This window comes from Paenibacillus sp. SZ31 (assembly GCF_012912005.1).
In the GTDB taxonomy this organism is placed as follows: Bacteria; Bacillota; Bacilli; order Paenibacillales; family Paenibacillaceae; genus Paenibacillus.
The window spans coordinates 1-17,730 of the sequence record NZ_JABBEA010000016.1; the positions used below are offsets into that span (position 1 = coordinate 1).

Genomic DNA, 17,730 nt, shown 5'->3' on the forward strand with positions numbered 1-17,730 from the left:
ACGGAAGTGGCACAAGCTATGCGGCAAATGCAACGTTCGGCATGGGAGCGGCGAACGTGACGCTGTACGCGCAGTGGGCGGTCAACCCGACATACACCGTAACGTATAACGGCAATGGCAGCACGGGAGGAACCGTGCCAACGGATAGCAATCCGTACGAGCAAAGCGCAACGGTAACCGTATTAGGAAACACGGGAAGCTTGGTGAAGACAGGCAACACGTTCGCAGGTTGGAACACGGCGGCTAACGGAAGTGGCACAAGCTATGCGGCAAATGCAACGTTCGGCATGGGAGCGGCGAACGTGACGCTGTACGCGCAGTGGACGGCCAACCCGACATACATCGTAACGTACAACGGGAATGGCAGCACGGGAGGAACCGTGCCAACGGATAGCAATTCGTACACGCAAAATGCAACGGTAACGGTATTAGGAAACACAGGAAGCTTGGAGAAGACGGGCAACACGTTCGCAGGTTGGAACACGGCGGCTAACGGAAGCGGCACAAACTATGCGGCAAATGCAACGTTCGGCATGGGAGCAGCGAACATGACGCTGTACGCGCAGTGGACAGCCAGTCCTGGTGGCAGCGGCAGTGGCAGTAACGGTGGTGGTAGCATCCCAACACCACCAGTTGACAGCAAAGTAATTTCAGAGAATGGTGAGTTATCGCTTCCCGCAGGCAAAGCGGGTAAGGTTAGTTTGGGAGATAAAATCGCAATAGATATTCCGGTAAATGCAACGGTCAAAGAACTGAAATTAACGATTGAAGTATTTAATGGAACTCAAGTTCTTCTAACGGATGAAGACGTTCTCGCTAGTCCGATCTTCGAGATTCTGAAAAATTTCTCAGAGAACTTCAGTAAACCGGTAACACTGACCTTTAAGTTCGATCCGACAAAATTGAGCGGTAATCAAAGAGCAGCCGTGTTCTATTATGATGAAGTGCAGAAGAAATGGGTGGAAGTTGGCGGTATTGTTAGGGGTAATCAGATTACCGTAGAAGTAACCCACTTTACAAAATATGCGGTAATGGTTGTAGGGCAAGCGGCAAGTGCGCCAACACCAGACACAAAACCAACGATTAACTTTGACGATATATCTGCACACTGGGCGAAGGCAAGCATCAAGCAAGCGGTAAGCAGCGGAATCGCCACTGGTTATCAGGACGGCACGTTTAAGCCGGACAAAACCGTGACTCGCGCGGAATTTGCCGTCATGCTGATGAATGCGTTGAAGACGCAAGGAGCGGGAGCGGCGCTGACGTTCACAGATACAGCGAAGATCGGAAGCTGGGCGCAGAAAGCGGTCGCGCAAGCGGTGCAAGCAGGCATTATTAATGGCTATGAGGACGGTACTTTCCGTCCAGCTGGGGAAATTACACGTGCAGAGATGGCAACGATGATTGCGGGTGCTTTGGGTAAATATAGCGAAGCGAATGCCACAGCAACTAGCTTCGCAGACGACAAGGACATTCCAGCGTGGGCAAAAGCTGCGATTGCTTATGTAAAGCAAGCAAGCATCGTGCAAGGGAAAGGCGACAACAAATTTGCCCCTGGGGACTATGCAACAAGAGCAGAGGCCGTAACGGTTCTGTTGAACATGCTGGCTCAAAAGAGCAAGTAAAGTAAAAATCGTCAACCCAAACTGATTTTTAGATGTAAATAACAAGGGTTATCCTTAAAGTGGTAAAATTAACTACTTAGGGATAGGGTAAAGTATTCAACAATCCGAAGACTGAGTAAGGATGCGTTACAGGATATATATCCGATAATTAAAGAAATCGGGAATTTTGAACAAATACCTTGTCACGTAAAAGCGGCTGATATAAGATTGCTTGAATAGGTGAATGTAGCCACATCGTATTAGGTTATTGTACCGTCAGCATTCATCTCATGTGGAGAGTGTTGCGATGTTGGTCAGAAGCTAAACATAAACATAAGGGTTCGAGAATTTATACTTTTCTCTCGAACCCCTTTTTGTCTTTGTTCCAATACCATCCATTAACTACAGTAGTCTATAACTCCCCATCATCCAGACGGTAATTAATATACGTGCACACCCGTACCAAGCACGGATTTGTTTTGTACGGAATTACCGGATAGATATACCTTTTGCAGATCAGGTAGCTGGCTTAGGGTCTCTATATTGGAAATGGCATTGTTCTCGAGATGAAGCTCTTCTACGGCCTGCCATTTACTCATAAATTCGAGAGAAGCCAAGTTGTTGTCTTGCAGAGTGAAGGAACGTAGAGCGGACATGTTGGCAAAGTAAGGCATCATCTGATCAACTTCAGCAACAGAGGTGTTGTTTATGCTGAAATATGGCTGCTCTAAGGTCAAATGTTCAAGCACACTGTTCGTTGCGGCAACCTTTTTTTCGAAATTCAGCCTGCATTCGGAGCACACCAGAGATTTTACCTGCTTCAAACGAAATAAGGCATCGCTTTCTTTGAACAGTGACGAGTCGTAAATGTTTAAGGTCTCTAGGCGGGACAAGCCGTCCAGGGCGGCAAGTTGGGTTATTTCATCGATCTCCCAGAGCGAGAGTTGTTCCAGTTTCGGGAATTTCCTCAGCGCAGTCAAGTTCAACTCGCTACTTCCGCCACGGAGCGTCAGACTGGTTGTAGCCGCGGCCTCTAGCCCGGTGAGAAAGGAGCTTGGTATTTCAACCCGCACTACATTAGGCAATGTCAGCGCCTCTGCATCCTTGTAATAGCCGGACAACGTTAATTCCCGCAAAGAGGACAGGCTATTGATAGCCTTTACCGAACCAAGTTGACTTAGAGAAGCCAGGCGCAGCGTAGTAATAGAGTTTTTGCCGGTCAAGCGCTCCAGACTGGAGAAGTTTATATTTTCGATATCTAACGTTTGTAGAGCAGGCATATTTTGCACAAAGTCGATGGACTTTACATTCGATAAATAGGACAGCTGAAGCTCCTGAAGCTGGGTCAGGGCGTACAGCGGCTGCAAGTCGGTGGCTTCACTGTAATGTATGGACAAGGATGACAGCCCGGTCATGGACGACAACCATCCGAGTTCATCGACAAAGGTGAGCGACAGGGACTTGAGCGGCAGTTTATTCAAGAGAAAGAAATCCGTTACGGACTCATCCACATAGGTAATGGATAAAGAACTTAGATTGGGGAATTCCAGTAGTAGGGCCAATTCCTGATTGCTGCGAAGCTGAGTGGTAAGCTCCGTAATGTTAGACTTGTCGCCAAAGTAGCCCGAAAATGTACTGAAGGATTCGTTAAAAGCGCCTCCATAACTTTTTAATCCGGGCATATGGGCCAGAGTGGTTTGGTCCGTCTGGGAGATTTCATAGGTATTCGTCAGGTCCAATGCCGTTAGTCCCTTAAAAGCTTCAAAATCTCGCTGATCAATCCGCAGGCTATTCAGTTTCTTGTCCTGAGTAATATAATTGATCTTCTCGGCCTGTTCATCGCTGAAGGGATCGGAGAGGCTATATGTAAACTTCCACTGATCATTCTCCGAATGCTCTACGGTTAAATAGCGAATACGAGCCAATTCCTCCTCTGTTGGCAAGGCAGCCCCTTTATCGAAGATATCTCGCAAAAAGGAGAGCAGAACCTCGCTTTCGGGCATCTTTCGCACAGGCAGATTGGCTTCTGTTTTTGAATAGGTGGAGCTGTTGCTATAATAAAAATATGTACCGATGGCGCCAGTTAGGACTAACATCAGTATTAGCATTAGCTTTACGGAGAAAGCCTGCTTCGTCGTTGCCTTGGGAGGCGTTCCGTGGTAATGGTTAATGGTCTGATCCACATAATAGACATGGTTTTGCTTCAATAAAAGCTCTGTTTCACAATAGGGACACTTTAAAACCTCATCCTTCTTGTATTCAATTCTTCCGTTGCAATTGGGGCAGTTTAGCGGAATAAACGCCACGGATGTCCCCTCCTTCATTATGATGGTCATAAGATCATGCTGAACGGTCATCTGATTTCATTATACCTTGTGAATTTACGTTTGATGAGAGAAAGAAGTTTCACATAAAGAAGGAGCAGGGAAATCCTGCTCCTTTTTGGTCTTATTTAACTATGGTGAACTCAAGCAGTTCATGAAGCTGGATGAACTGACTTCTGAGATGGTACATAGGTTTATTGATAAATTGAAGTACAGACGGACGGCACATTAAACATTCATAATAAGTTTACTGCCACCGCCCTTCTTACGGCTTAATATATAGTGACCGACACTCAAAGTCATGTCGAGAGTGTAGCGATGTTGGTTAGAAATTAAATAGAGATGTAAACAGAACAAAGCCCGCTGACCTCTATCTGGTCAGCGGGCTTTGTTCTGTTTATTATTCCCCTGTACTATATTCATCCACTTCGAATGAAAGGATGTTTTTAAAGATCACATAATCCTTACGGCTAGTGAAGGGTCCTTTGTTGTTCTCATGTTTGTCAATTGCGTAGGAGGCTGTTCCTGTGCCAGCCTCTTTGTCTTCGTACCACGCAATGAATTTATTAACTTCTACCATGGAGAGGTCGAATTCTTTTACTAGACCAGTTGTCAAGATAACGGTGAAAATGGCTCTATCCTCGTTACCTGATTCTGGTGTTGGATCTGGGCTTGGAGTGCTTTCGTTTTCAAATGTATACATCTCTACGTTTTTTAAAGTGCCGTTTGCACCAAGGCTAGTTCCGCCTATGATGTACAGATTATTATTAATTACAGCCGAAACAAGTTGTGATCTCGGAGAAGTTAAGCTTCCGAGTGTACTAAACGTATTTGTTTTGGGGTCATAAACATCAAAACTATTCAAAGCACTTAGTTGGGAACCGGAAGAAAACGTCCCACCTCCTAATAAATAAATTTTGTCATTATAAACAGCTATGCCGCTTGAATCTCTGACAGTAGTGTTTTGTTTGAGCGTCCAAGAATCTAAAACTGGATCATATTCATAGATACCGCCTATTGATGAAGTTAAAAGGTTTGCCCCTCCGAACATATAAACTTTGCCATCAACGGATGCAGTAGCAGCAGCATTAGCGGCGATAGGCATTTTGTTTTTTAAGGACCAGGTGTTTGAAATGGGATCATAAGACTCTACAGAAGACAAAGAAGTTGAGGTACCATTAACAAGTGCCCCGCCTCCAAAAACATAAATTTTACCATCTAGCGCTACTGAGCTTGCCCATGATCTTGCCGTTAACAAGTTAGCGGCAGTCGACCAATTGTCGGTAGAAGGATCGTAGACTTCTACTTTATTAGTTCTTAGCACTGAAGTACCGACGTTATAGTATCCACCAATAGCATAGATCTTATTGTCATAGACTACTGCAGTTAATCCAGCACGGGCTGTCGGCATATTTGCCTTAACAGTCCAAGTATCATTTGTAGGGTCATATTCATATGTAGAATTTTGCTTTATACCCGAAGCTGCATGATCTGAGCCTGATGCACCTCCAAAATAATAAATTTTCCCATTAAGTGAAGCTGTTGCTCCACCAGTACGAGGCTCTAATAAGTCAGCTTTAGTGACCCATTCAGAAGCAGCAGAAGCGGATAAAGTTAATAGTACGGATGAGAAAAGTAGAATTAGGCTAAACAAGAAAACTATTTTTTTTTTCAATACTTACATCTCCTTATTATGTATTTTCATGAATTATATTAAATAAAAATCCAATGATTGTCTAAACGTTATTCACCAAATATGTTATTTTGTGTTGAAAGGATAATGAGAGTTTAATTCAATTTACTACAAAAAGGGAACCAGAATGATTATCCATGTTATCCTGTCTTACCAAAGTTTTTGTTGCAATTTTTCAAGAGTGATGAATGAATTCCGAATATTGCAGATTGATGTGAGGGCTGGGCATTCGTTAAGTCAGAGGAAGTAAAGGTCTAACGCAGAGCGCATAATGTCCATTATCTTCAAGAATTATTTTGAACTGGAAATTTTTGCTGACTCTTCACCAAAAGAAGATTTAAGCCGATATAACTTATATAAAAAGTGAATTTCGTGTATGTGAAAATTTAGGATATGACAAAGAATATAACAAGCATACAGGGGCGGGAGTTTAATGAGAAAGCACCAACAAGAGAAGATTCAGAATTTAGTAACAACACTGTATGAGGCGACGGATGAAATCAAACGACAATTTTTGCGAACAAATATCCCAACTGTAGTTGAACTGTTGATTGAATGCCAAAATATGGCTGTTCATATAGGCGAGTTTATAGAGAGTGTAAAAGGTGAAGATACACGAACGGTTGAATTGTTAACCCAGTACCACACAAGTCTTTATCATATTGCCGTGGATATCGAAACTTCTAATGTGAATTTCGTAGAGCAATTAAAAATAGAACTTAGAATGATTGATAATAGCATTCAAAATGAACTCAAGCCAAATAAAATTGAGGTTGTATTTTTCCCTTACAAGGCATCAATGTGGGACTCACTTGAATCGATTTGGCTTGCGGCAAAAGAGGATCCGCAATGTGATGCTTACGTAGTTCCAATCCCTTATTTTGATCGAATTCCCGGTGGTGAGCTAGGAAGAGCGCACTATGAAGGGGATCAATTTCCTGATTATGTACCAATCTTAGATTGGAAAAACTATAACTTAGAGGAACATCGCCCGGATATTAGCTTCATTCATAATGCTTATGACAGTGGTAATGTAATCACTACCGTTCATCCAGATTATTACAGTAATAACTTAAAAAAATACACTGAGTTACTATGTTACTCTCCCTATTTTGTGACATTCGATGAAGTGGAGAAACATCTTGCTCTCTCAGCAGGTCTTGTTTATTCTGACAGAGTATTTGTGCAGTCTGATCGGGTGCGTGATGGTTACGTCAATGCAATCCAAGCATATGAAAAAGAACAAAACTGCGTGGGTGGTTTCGGGAAACTGGATGAAAAGATTGTGGCATCTGGTTCTCCAAAATTTGACAAGATAATAAACTCCAAACCAGACGATTTTACACTACCAGATGAATGGAAGAAGTTGATTGAGAAGTCTGATGGTTCTTGGAAAAAAATAGTGCTCTACAATACCTCAGTGGGTCCTATCCTTAAAGGGAATGAAAAGTATATAGCTAAGTTGCGGTCTGTATTTGACACCTTCCGTAAGCTGGATGATGTCGTTCTTTGGTGGCGGCCTCACCCTTTAAGTGAGGCTACCTACAGCTCAATGCGTCCGTTGCTCTTGGATGAGTACACACAACTTATCAATGAGTACCAGTTGGAGAACTACGGAATTTATGATAATACTGCAGATTTACATAGGGCTTTGAACTTAAGCTCTGCTTTTTATGGAGATGCTACTTCACTAGTGCCGATGTACCAATGCATGCCAAAACCTCTAATGGTTCAAAATGAAGATTTAAGCGATCATCTTTCAATCGGAAGTGTATGCGATACAGAGAAATATTTATATTTTCTAACATTGCATATGAACGGTTTCTTTCGATTGGATAAGAAGACATGGAATGTGGAGCATATGGGGAATTTTGTGAATGAGAAAATGCTGGACTGGAGAGTGTATCACTCTATTCATCAAAGTGGCAATAAACTTTATTTTTCTCCACATTCTGCTGCGGCGATAGCTATATATGATATAACAAAGTCTACTTTTGAATATATTGATTTACCAACACCAAAAGAAATGAACTATAACGTTCATAGTAAATTCTCAAAGATTATTGAATGCGAGGGCTCGCTCTACTTTATTCCATTATACTATCCGGGTATTGTCAAACTCAATATGGAGGATAATAGTACAGAAATTATAGACGAATGGGTGGCTTCTACTAAAGAGATTAGTAATCTAGATATGGGGTATTTTTCTAATGGTGTTTATGATGAAAGACGAGGCTCATTAGTGTTATCTTTTATGAATGCTGATGCAGTAATGGAAATCAATTTAAGTAATAAAACTACCAAATTAAATATTTTAGGAAATGATAAATACGGATATGCGGATATAGTGATAATTAATGGGCACTACTGGCTGCTATCATTGGAGAGTCCACGTTTAGTTAGCTTCAATATAGAAGATGATACAACTCTGGAGTACAAAATAAATCTTGAAGGCATACCTGCAGATAGATTTGGTCAATTCCAAAAACTATTATTTTCCGAAAAAACTTTATATTTGGTACCTGCTGATTCACAACAGATGGTCAAGTTTAACTTAAAAAACTATTCGTACTCTTATGTGGTTGATTTTTGTCCAGGTAGCTTGCTAAGCAGTGATCCACTATCCAAAAATATTCATACTGGATATTATAATGTGTCTTCAAGTGCTACAGATAAAATTTATGTTACTGAAAAGCAAAGTAATCGGTTCATCGAATATGATCCGAATACGGGTTCTCTGCATGAAGAGAACATCACGTTAACAGCTAGTTCAAGTAGCATTCAGAATTTCTCAATGCATATGCAAGGAAACGAGTTTAAGGACACTAACAGTTGTGCATTTTGGGAACATTCCTATTTTGCCACACTTGAAAACCTGCTTGAGATGATTTCGCAGCCGGTTCCCGAGCCATGGTTGTACAAACGACTTGAGCAGCAGGTTAAACTCCGCCTTGCAGAGATCTCACATTCTAATGGAAAAGCGGGGATTGAAATCTATGAAAATTCTAAGAAAGCGGTGCTGGGCTAATGAAATATGATTATTTAATTGTGGGCGGAGGACCATTTGGTGCAGTGTTTGCATACGAGGCGACGAAACAGAATAAAAAATGCCTAGTGATCGATAGGCGTGATCATATTGGGGGCAACATTTATACCGAGCAGGTTGAAGGTATAAATGTACACAAATATGGAGCACATATTTTTCATACTAACGATAAGGAAGTATGGGAATACGTCAATCGTTTTGCGACCTTTAACCGTTATACAAACTCTCCCATAGCCAATTTTAAAGGTGAGATATACAACCTGCCTTTTAATATGAATACCTTCTATCAATTATGGGGAGTTACTGATCCAACAGAAGCAGCTAAAAGAATAGAATCACAGCGCTTGGAGTGCGAAGATCCAAAAAATCTTGAGGAGCAGGCGCTCTCATTAGTTGGGCGTGATATATATGAAAAATTGATTCAAGGGTATACAGAAAAACAATGGGGGCGTAGCTGCAAGGAACTTCCAGCATTCATTATTAAGCGTCTGCCTGTTCGTTTCACTTGGGATAATAACTATTTTAATGATCAGTATCAAGGAATACCTGTTGGAGGATATACGCCGATCATCGAAAAATTGCTTGAAGGCAGCGAAGTTAGATTGAATACGGACTATTTTGCCCAAAGAGAATACTTTGATCGGATTGCCACGAAGATTGTTTATACAGGAATGCTTGATGAATTCTATGGCTACCAATTCGGATCACTTGAATATCGTACGTTGAATTTCGACTCGGAAATTCTGGACAAATCGAATTATCAAGGGAACGCTGTTGTGAATTATACAGATCGGGAAACGCCATTTACCCGTATAATTGAACATAAACATTTTGAATTTGGTACTCAGCCTAAAACAGTCGTTACACGCGAGTATTCAAAAGAGTATGAACAGGGGGATGAACCCTACTATCCGGTTAATGATCAAAAAAATAATAAGAGTTACTTGAGTTATAAGGAGCTTGCAGATCAAGAGGTAAACGTGATCTTTGGCGGTAGACTAGCTGAATATAAGTATTATGATATGTGGCAAATCGTCAGAAATGCGCTGGATACAGTAAGAAATGAACTGAAATAAACTTAGATCAGATCAGCGGTTTAAATTACGATTCCATAAATAGGGCCAGAAACGAGAGCGGGGGATGGAAAGCTTTGAAGATTTCATTGATGGGTTTAGCAGGGATGAAGATACGGGCAGGCGATGGCCTGCAAGAACTGGGATACCCGGAAATGCTGAGTACTCCTGTATTTTATCTCGCACAGCCCGGCGATCAGATAAGGCTCATCGATTTACAGTATAAGTTTAATGTTGCAACGTATACACCCAAGATCGAAGATCGTTGGATTTATACGTATGATTATGCCCCCGAAGAGAGCTGGACGGTTTATCGACAGGATTTGAATGGGGACACTTACAGGCAAGATCATTATACTTTTTCAGGGTGTGTTTATTTTCGAATATGCCTGCGGAAGATGGATGGAACAGAATTTGAAGGCCGTGAGGATATCGATCATATTCTTTCTTTTGAGAGAGAAAAGCCTTACTTGTATGAAATGAAGGCTTGGTTGAAAAACGAAATAGAACGGGTGTCGAAGTGTATTATGGATATACAGGAAAAGGGTGAACTATCCTTTGTGCTGTTGACAGATACACATTATACAGTAAATGGGACTTGGGATGATACATCTGCTTCCATCCAAGGACTGCATAGAGAACTAGGGTTTGATGGAATTATTCACCTTGGTGATTTCACGGACGGTATGACAACACGTGAGGTTAGCCGACATTATGTAGAGCAGGTCTTTAATGATTTAAGAAAATGTGAAATTCCTGTTTGGGCAGCGCTTGGCAATCATGACACAAACTACTTTAAAAATAATCCAGAACCGTTTTCGTTAAAAGAGCAGTGCGAGCTTTATTTAGGCAGAGATGAACCAAGATATACTATTGATTTTGAGTCTCAAAGACTACGTTTCATATTTCTGGATTCTTTCGATCCAAATGAATCATTACGATATGGATACAATACAGCATGCATTCAGTGGCTATCTGAACAATTGAAAAACACACCTGATGATTGGAGAGTTATCGTATTTTCCCATGTTGCGCCTGTTCGCCGATTACAGTACTGGGCAACAGAAATACGTGGCGAAGAAGAACTGATGGCAGTATTACATGATCATTCGGCTAAAATTATGGCTTTCATCAATGGTCATAATCATGCGGATCTAATAGATAATACAGAAGGCGTTCCCATTTTATCGATATTAAATTCAAAATGTGAAGCTTTTACAGAATATAAGTCAGAAGGTTTTATCACTCCTAATCGCAAAATTGGCGATACTTCGCAAGAAGCATTTGACATTATGCTTGTGAACACAGATAAAAGACAGATACGTTTTGTGAGATTTGGCGCGGGTAAAGACAAGATCGTTACACACGGAAGGGCGGAGTGGCTTATATGAAAATATGGGGACATCGTGGGGCCTATTCTTCCGCGCCAGAAAATACGCTTGCTGGTTTTCAAATGGCAGCCCAGATGGGCGCTGACGGAGTAGAACTTGATATTCAGCTTACCAAGGATAAAGAGGTCGTCGTCATTCACGACGAAACCATTGACCGAACGAGCAATGGCCAAGGGAGGGTAAAAGACTTTACCCTATCTGAAATAAAGAAGCTCAACTTCAATAAAAGCGGTCGAACTGAGCCTCTCTTTATGGAAGTGCCGACGCTGGAAGAAGTATTAGAATTATTGAACAGAACAGGAATGACGATCAATATAGAGTTGAAAACAGGTGTCATCTATTACGATGGCATTGAGTCTATTGCGTTAAAATTAGTAGAAAAGTACGGTATGAGCGATAGAATTATATGGTCGTCATTTAACCACTATTCTGTTCAAAAAATAAAGCTGCTTGAGCCAGATTCACAAACCGCATTGTTATGTGGTGGAGGGATATTAGTCACTGGTGAGCAATGCGAAAAGGTTGGAGCTGAAGCGTTACATCCGAGTGTGCATATGTTGCGGTATCCTTCTTTGGTGGAAGATTGCAACAAGAGGGGAATATTAATACGCCCGTGGACAGTAACAAATGATGAGGAAATTAAGCTTGCAGAAAATATTGAGGTAGATTCAGTAATTGTTAACCGAATTGACTGGGCAAAGGATGTTTTAGCATATGGAAAATCAGATGAAATTTAATCATATGAAAACAGGCCCACTTACTAAAGGGGATCTAAGAGCCGTTCAACTCATACAAATTGAAATGTTGACAGAAGTGGATCGAATATGCCGCTCGCACAATATTAATTATGCTATGATCGGCGGCACGATGCTTGGTGCTATACGCCATAAAGGTTATATACCGTGGGACGATGATGCAGATATTGGTCTGCTTCGAGCAGAATATGAGAAATTCCGCCAAGTTTGTGAAACGGATTTGGATCATAGCCGGTTTTACTTTCAAGACATGCGGGCAACTCCCGGTTATCGTTGGGGATATGGGAAAATTAGAAGAAAAGATACGTTCTTCCTCAGGGAAGGACAGGCTCACATGCCATACGAATCCGGGATTTTTATTGATATATTTCCGTTTGATAACGTCCCTGACGGGAAATTGGCTGAGAAGATGCATAATCTTCACTGTACAATAATTCGAAAAGTTTTATGGTCAGAGGTAGGCAAGAAAATAGACAAAAATTTACTCATGCGGGGTGTGTACTTCTTGCTTAGCAAGATACCTCTCAAAATGGTTTCCAGTCATCTATTGCGTTTTGCCGACAAGGGAAATCGTAATAAATGCCAGCGTGTAAGGACGATCACGTTTCCCGCTCCTGATAAGTATAGCGAGGGGATGGGTGAGTGGTTTGAGCAAACCGCGGAGTATTCATTTGAAAATCTTACTCTACTGGGACATCGTAATTATGATGCATACTTAAAGCATAAATTTGGTGAATATATGACACTTCCCCCTGAAAGTGAAAGAAAGTCGCATCCTGTTTCATATTATAGAATTTTGGATGAAACGTAATTTCAGTCAGTAAATCCATTCATAAAATAAGTAAAAGGTAGTGCATCCTATGTTAAGTAGTACATTAAGACAATACTATGAAAACTCTCCGTGGAAAGATTCAGTCTTCTGCTGGTATCCATTTGAAAATGGAGTTACCTATGAAATAGTCACGGATCCAAAGGATTTATCTGTTGAAGCTTTGGTAATGTACAAACAAAAGTTGGATTTGCACGGCCGCTTGCTCTTAGTGTATGAGAATCCCTTTGCTTTGCGATATTGGGCAGGCAAAAGAGCAACAAATACAGGAGTTCCTTATGATACGCTGTTTGGGCGTGGAGATAAGCCACTCCCTAGTAAGGCAGAACTGCAAACACGTTTGAAACTTGCTGGCTTTGAAGGACAAAAGTGGTTTTACCCGTTAACAGATCAATATTTTACAAGGGAGGTATACTCAGAAAACTACCTTCCTGATGAATTTTTAAATCAACGATTTGTTCCGTATGTAAGAGATGATATATCTTTACAATTTGACGAACGTCCACTCTATCGTGAGGTCATTCGCGGTGGAGCGTTTGAATTTATGTGCGGTGCATATTTCGTTGAGGCACGGGTTTGCAAAGATGATGAACCATGCGCAGTGGATTATGCGGCAGTCACGGTTTATCGTGAACCTGCAAAACGCTTTGCCACAACGGTTCGTGGTGACGGTACGGTACATAAGACGCCCCTTCATCCGGACGGCAAAGCAAGTATGCTGAGGACTTTGTGTAATCACGATGAACTGATGGGTCTTGGAGTAAACGTAATTAAGATGAAGATAGAAAACGGTTCGTTAATCATGCCGCGTTTAAACTTGCCTACACTGTGGGATTATTGGGCAAAGAAACTCTCAGATGGAACATTTGATTTCCAGGAGATGATTGCCCAGTTTGACCGAATTCAAGAAGCTATAACGAAGGCTGCAGAGACTGGTAAATGCTTCTGGGAGCTGGTTCCAGCAAATTGTTTTTATGACGAACGAAATGATGAAATGATTTTTATTGATCAGGAATATTACTGGGAAGATGTCTCACCTGAGGTTGCACTTACAAGGGCATTATTGTCACTAGTCTATTCTCCGGCGTTTAGTGCAGATGTACGTAGGGATACCTGGCTTGAAATCTTAAAAAAACGTTATGGTATTTCAGATCGATTTAATCTGTTGTCACACCAAGCTAGTTTCCAAACGTATACAGAAGTATTTGGAAATGAGACGCTCCCGCTTGAGCTTGAAACGGAGCAGTCGATGAAAAGGATAGAAAGAGTGCGCCGTTATAACCGTTTTCTTCCTGTTATTACAAAATTGGATGATATGGGGATAAAACGCTCAGCGATCTATGGATTTGGTAAACGGGGAATGGCTTTGAAGCAGGTTTTTGACGATAATGGGATCGTTGTGACAAATATATTAGATAAAAATCTAAATAATATCGAAGATATCGGCAAGAATCTTGCGTTGAGTAACTCTGAAATTTTAATTGTAAGTCTTTTAGAGGGCGAGGCAATCAAAAAGGATTTGCTTGAGGAATTAACTATACCTATATATACCTTGGGAGAATTAATCGGTGAACAAACTAAATGATTTACAGGCTGTCGAGCTAGATATTCTTAAAGAGTTTGCACGAGTTGCCAAACGTGAGGATTTAACTTGGTTTACTATGTTTGGCACACTTCTGGGTGCAGTACGTCATAATGGATTTATCCCATGGGATGACGATATTGATATTGCCCTGCCACGTAAAGAGTATGAACGTTTAAGACTTTCCCAACATTGGTTTAGTGAACCTTATTTCCTGCAAACACCGCAAAATGACCCTTACGCTGCTCCTCATTTTATAAGACTGCGGCGAAGTGATACGGCTGTTCTTGTAAACTTTCCTAATGGGCACACACGAGGTGGCCATATGGGAGCCTATATCGATATCCTTCCGCTTGATGATATGCCAAATGGTGATGTTGCCAAGGATGTTCAAGATACCGCTCTGAAAATGCAAAAGCAAATGTATGCTTCGGCTGCGCTTGATGAATGTGAGGGTGCTGAGATCTCTGAAGGTAAAGAATATTTCTGTTATGGTGCCGGGGGGATTTCAGGACAATACGATTTTCTTGCAGAGCGGTATGAGCGTTTCTGCTCAAAGTATTCTAACCAGTTATACTATGCAATCCCTGTTCTCGGGGGAGAGTATGGTAAAAGGGTATATGATAAAAAATGGTTTTCTGAAAGTATGGAAATGGATTTTGAGGACTTAAAAATTCCCGTACCCGTAGGCTATAAGGAAACATTAATTGCGTCTTATCCAGGGGGATTATATGAACCGGATTTGAAAGATCGCACCCCTAAACATGGGAAGTCTACTATTATAGATGTAAGTCGGCCTTACACGCATTATGTTCGCCGTTATACTGACATGTTGAATGGAATTGAAGATAAGAAGATTTATATTTTCGGTGCGGGCGATAGCCTTCGGATTTGGATGGAACGTTACAGTAAAGATCTGCAGGTCGTTTGTGCATTCGATAATAGAAAAGATGCATGGGGGAGTTGCGCATATGGTGTTCCTGTTCGTTCTCCTTCAGAATTGCCTGGGCTAATAGATGAGAATTCACGGCTTATTATCGCAAGTGTTTATCACAAAGAAATAGCCAAACAGCTTGAGCGAATGAATGTAAAGGAATACTTCTTTTTCATTGATGGATTAAAATATTGTTTCTGCTAGGGAAGTTAATGTATTCAGGAATTAAACAAATTCTGGAGGAGGTTATTATAAAAAATAAGCAACGGTACCTTTAAATAGAATATGTGGAAAAGGTATTTGAAGTCATTTGCCTTAGCGAGCTAATAATAGAATTGGAGGATTAAAAGTTGCTAGCATCAGAGACTAATAAACAGTGGGACGTAGGGTATATCTCAGGCTCCTTTGATATGTTCCATGTCGGGCATCTGAATTTAATCCGCCAAGCGAGGAAACGGTGCAACAAGCTAATTGTTGGCGTTCTTACAGATGAATTGGTATCCAAAAGTAAAAATAAATGGCCTACTATACCAATTCATGATCGCTTGCAAATAATTGCAGCGCTTAAATATGTGGACGAGGTTGACATCACGACTGAATTACTGCTTCATAAGCGTAATGCATTAGAAAAGTACGGATTCGATGCTATGTTTAGCGGTGATGATCATATTTCCGATGGTTGGGCTTTTGATGAAGATGAACTTAAAATGTTAGGCGTTGACTTAGTTTTCTTTCCGTACACCAAAAAAGTATCTAGCAGCCACTTGCAAGAGATTACATTGCCTCCCAGGGCTGAGCATGCGGGTAAAGTGAAAAAAATCGGTGATGGCATCCAATTTTTATTTCCCTTTGACAAGGTGGATAAGAACGAACGAATTATCATCTACGGAATTGGCAAGGTCGGTGAACAATATTACCGCCAGTTGTCTGAGCTGAATTTCTGCGAAATTGTCGCTTTTGCAGATACTTATGCTAAGCCTGGCGATTGTTTTAATGGACAACGCTGCCTGACAGCTGAGGAGGTACGTTCAATGGAACAGCACTATGATCGCATTGTGATTGCTTCTACAACTTATCATTCGCAAATTATATCACGTTTACGTTCAATAGGAATTGAACCGGGGAGAATTGTATGAAAAAAGTGATAACGTACGGAACTTTTGATTTATTTCATGAAGGCCACCGCAGGTTACTTGAGCGTGCAAAAGCACTTGGTGACTATCTCATCGTAGGTGTTACCACTGAGCAATATGATATTCAGCGTGGAAAAATGAATGTTGTTGATTCTTTGATGCGTCGTATAGACAATGTGAGAAGTTGTGGTTATGCCGATGAAATCATTGTGGAGGATCATGAAAGTCAGAAAATTGGAGACGTTCAAAAGTTCAATATTGATACTTTTGTTGTCGGATCAGATTGGCGTGGCACATTCGATTATTTAAATGAATATTGTGAGGTTGTTTATCTCGAAAGAACAAAAGATGTCTCTAGCACAGAGCTTCGTATTGAAAGGCACAGAAGTATTAGGCTTGGTATCGTTGGTAGCGGTCGTATTGCGGAGAGAACGATGTCGGAAGTGAAGTTTGTAAGTGGTATTACTGCGACCTCCGTATTTAATCCCCGTTTAAGTAGTGCGAAAGCTTTTGCAGAGCGATTTGATCTGGCTACAGCATTTGATAATTACGAGATTTTTCTAAATGAAGTGGATGGGGTTTATATTGCTTCACCTCACGAAACTCATTATGAATATGCACGTCAGGCTTTATTGGCAGGAAAGCATGTTCTTTGCGAAAAACCAATGGTTTTGAGGGGGGACGAAGCTCGTGAGTTGTATGATATAGCGCAGCAGACAGGTCTTGTATTAATGGAAGCCATTAAGACTGCATATGCCCCCAGCTTTCTGAATCTCTTGGCTATTGCCAAAAGTGGACGAATCGGAAAAATTTATGATGTGGAAGCGACATTTACAAAACTTGTACCGAATGACCCGGGTGCTAGGGAGTATCTCCCCACTGTTGGCGGCAGTTTTACGGAACTTGCAAGCTATAATCTTTTGCCGATCTTGAAGTTGCTGGGTACTAAGTTCAATGACCTACGGTTTGATTTTTTCAAAGGTCATAACGGTGTGGATATTTATACAAAAGGATATTTTCGCTTTGATGATGCAATTGCTACAGTTAAAACCGGTATAGGTGTTAAAAGTGAAGGGCAGTTGCTGGTTTCCGGTACGAAAGGATATATACAAGTGAAATCACCTTGGTGGCTGACAAAAACATTCGAGGTATGTTATGAAAACTTCGAGCACAATGAAAGTTTCTCTGCACCGTTTCCCGGCTTTGGGATGCGCTTTGAGCTTGCTGACTTTGTTCGTAATATAAGTGAAATGACAAGACGTAACTATAAACTCACTGCTGAGGAATCAATAACGATGGCGAGCATTATGGAAAAGTTTTTGCAGGTGACAAGGGATCCATCCAATTCATCTAAGTGCTGAGTCGA

The 17,730-nt window shown here is 41.2% G+C and carries 11 protein-coding genes and 2 pseudogenes; 11 read left to right on the forward strand and 2 right to left on the reverse strand.

What is annotated here, in order from left to right; all coding sequences use genetic code 11:
• On the forward strand, positions 1 to 1,625 hold a 1,625-nt coding region (locus HF638_RS23275), incomplete at its 5' end, for an S-layer homology domain-containing protein (RefSeq protein ID WP_211175758.1).
• A gap of 419 nt (positions 1,626 to 2,044) precedes the next feature.
• Here the strand turns inward: HF638_RS23275 and HF638_RS23280 are convergent.
• Both HF638_RS23280 and HF638_RS23285 read right to left on the reverse strand, forming a co-directional pair.
• Positions 2,045 to 3,910 (reverse strand): leucine-rich repeat domain-containing protein, encoded by a 1,866-nt coding sequence (locus tag HF638_RS23280; RefSeq protein WP_169482297.1) that lies wholly within the window; start codon positions 3,908 to 3,910, stop codon positions 2,045 to 2,047.
• 418 nt (positions 3,911 to 4,328) lie between these two features.
• Positions 4,329 to 5,603 carry a Kelch repeat-containing protein gene (locus HF638_RS23285; protein WP_169482298.1) on the reverse strand — a complete coding sequence of 425 codons (1,275 nt, stop codon included), beginning with the start codon at positions 5,601 to 5,603 and terminating at the stop codon, positions 4,329 to 4,331.
• A 451-nt stretch (positions 5,604 to 6,054) separates the two neighbouring features.
• Between HF638_RS23285 and HF638_RS23290 the strand changes: the two genes are divergently transcribed.
• The 10 genes and pseudogenes from HF638_RS23290 to HF638_RS23330 all read left to right on the forward strand — a co-directional run.
• Complete coding sequence (locus tag HF638_RS23290; protein ID WP_169482299.1) at positions 6,055 to 8,649, forward strand: hypothetical protein; 2,595 nt, start codon at positions 6,055 to 6,057, stop codon at positions 8,647 to 8,649.
• Complete coding sequence (gene glf, locus HF638_RS23295) at positions 8,649 to 9,743, forward strand: UDP-galactopyranose mutase (protein WP_169482300.1); 1,095 nt, start codon at positions 8,649 to 8,651, stop codon at positions 9,741 to 9,743. Before HF638_RS23290 ends, glf begins: the two co-directional genes overlap by 1 nt.
• 74 nt (positions 9,744 to 9,817) lie before the next feature.
• Positions 9,818 to 11,131 carry a metallophosphoesterase family protein gene (locus tag HF638_RS23300; RefSeq protein WP_169482301.1) on the forward strand — a complete coding sequence of 438 codons (1,314 nt, stop codon included), beginning with the start codon at positions 9,818 to 9,820 and terminating at the stop codon, positions 11,129 to 11,131.
• Positions 11,128 to 11,868, forward strand: coding sequence for a glycerophosphodiester phosphodiesterase (locus HF638_RS23305; RefSeq protein WP_211175759.1), 741 nt, complete (start codon positions 11,128 to 11,130; stop codon positions 11,866 to 11,868). Before HF638_RS23300 ends, HF638_RS23305 begins: the two co-directional genes overlap by 4 nt.
• Positions 11,846 to 12,697 carry a LicD family protein gene (locus tag HF638_RS23310; RefSeq protein WP_211175760.1) on the forward strand — a complete coding sequence of 284 codons (852 nt, stop codon included), beginning with the start codon at positions 11,846 to 11,848 and terminating at the stop codon, positions 12,695 to 12,697. The genes HF638_RS23305 and HF638_RS23310 overlap by 23 nt, the downstream gene beginning before the upstream one ends.
• A gap of 49 nt (positions 12,698 to 12,746) precedes the next feature.
• A complete protein-coding gene (locus tag HF638_RS23315; RefSeq protein WP_169482303.1) occupies positions 12,747 to 14,300 on the forward strand; it encodes a hypothetical protein in 1,554 nt (517 codons plus the stop codon).
• Positions 14,284 to 15,435 carry a LicD family protein gene (locus tag HF638_RS23320; protein WP_169482304.1) on the forward strand — a complete coding sequence of 384 codons (1,152 nt, stop codon included), beginning with the start codon at positions 14,284 to 14,286 and terminating at the stop codon, positions 15,433 to 15,435. Before HF638_RS23315 ends, HF638_RS23320 begins: the two co-directional genes overlap by 17 nt.
• Positions 15,436 to 15,581: 146 nt before the next feature.
• On the forward strand, positions 15,582 to 16,367 hold the full coding sequence (locus HF638_RS23325; protein WP_248278246.1) for an FAD synthase family protein: 786 nt from the start codon (positions 15,582 to 15,584) through the stop codon (positions 16,365 to 16,367).
• Positions 16,364 to 16,735, forward strand: a pseudogene (locus HF638_RS29080) (adenylyltransferase/cytidyltransferase family protein); the annotation flags it as partial. The gene HF638_RS23325 and the pseudogene HF638_RS29080, both read left to right, overlap by 4 nt.
• 30 nt (positions 16,736 to 16,765) lie before the next feature.
• Positions 16,766 to 17,725, forward strand: a pseudogene (locus HF638_RS23330) (Gfo/Idh/MocA family protein); the annotation flags it as partial.
• Positions 17,726 to 17,730 lie beyond the last annotated feature (5 nt).

Excerpts from the sequence above, each read along its gene's own strand:
- HF638_RS23305 (WP_211175759.1), top strand. The coding sequence starts at position 11,128 with ATGAAAATATGGGGACATCGTGGGGCCTATTCTTCCGCGCCAGAAAAT.
- HF638_RS23315 (WP_169482303.1), top strand. The coding sequence starts at position 12,747 with ATGTTAAGTAGTACATTAAGACAATACTATGAAAACTCTCCGTGGAAA.
- HF638_RS23290 (WP_169482299.1), top strand. The coding sequence starts at position 6,055 with ATGAGAAAGCACCAACAAGAGAAGATTCAGAATTTAGTAACAACACTG.
- glf (WP_169482300.1), top strand. The coding sequence starts at position 8,649 with ATGAAATATGATTATTTAATTGTGGGCGGAGGACCATTTGGTGCAGTG.
- HF638_RS23310 (WP_211175760.1), top strand. The coding sequence starts at position 11,846 with ATGGAAAATCAGATGAAATTTAATCATATGAAAACAGGCCCACTTACT.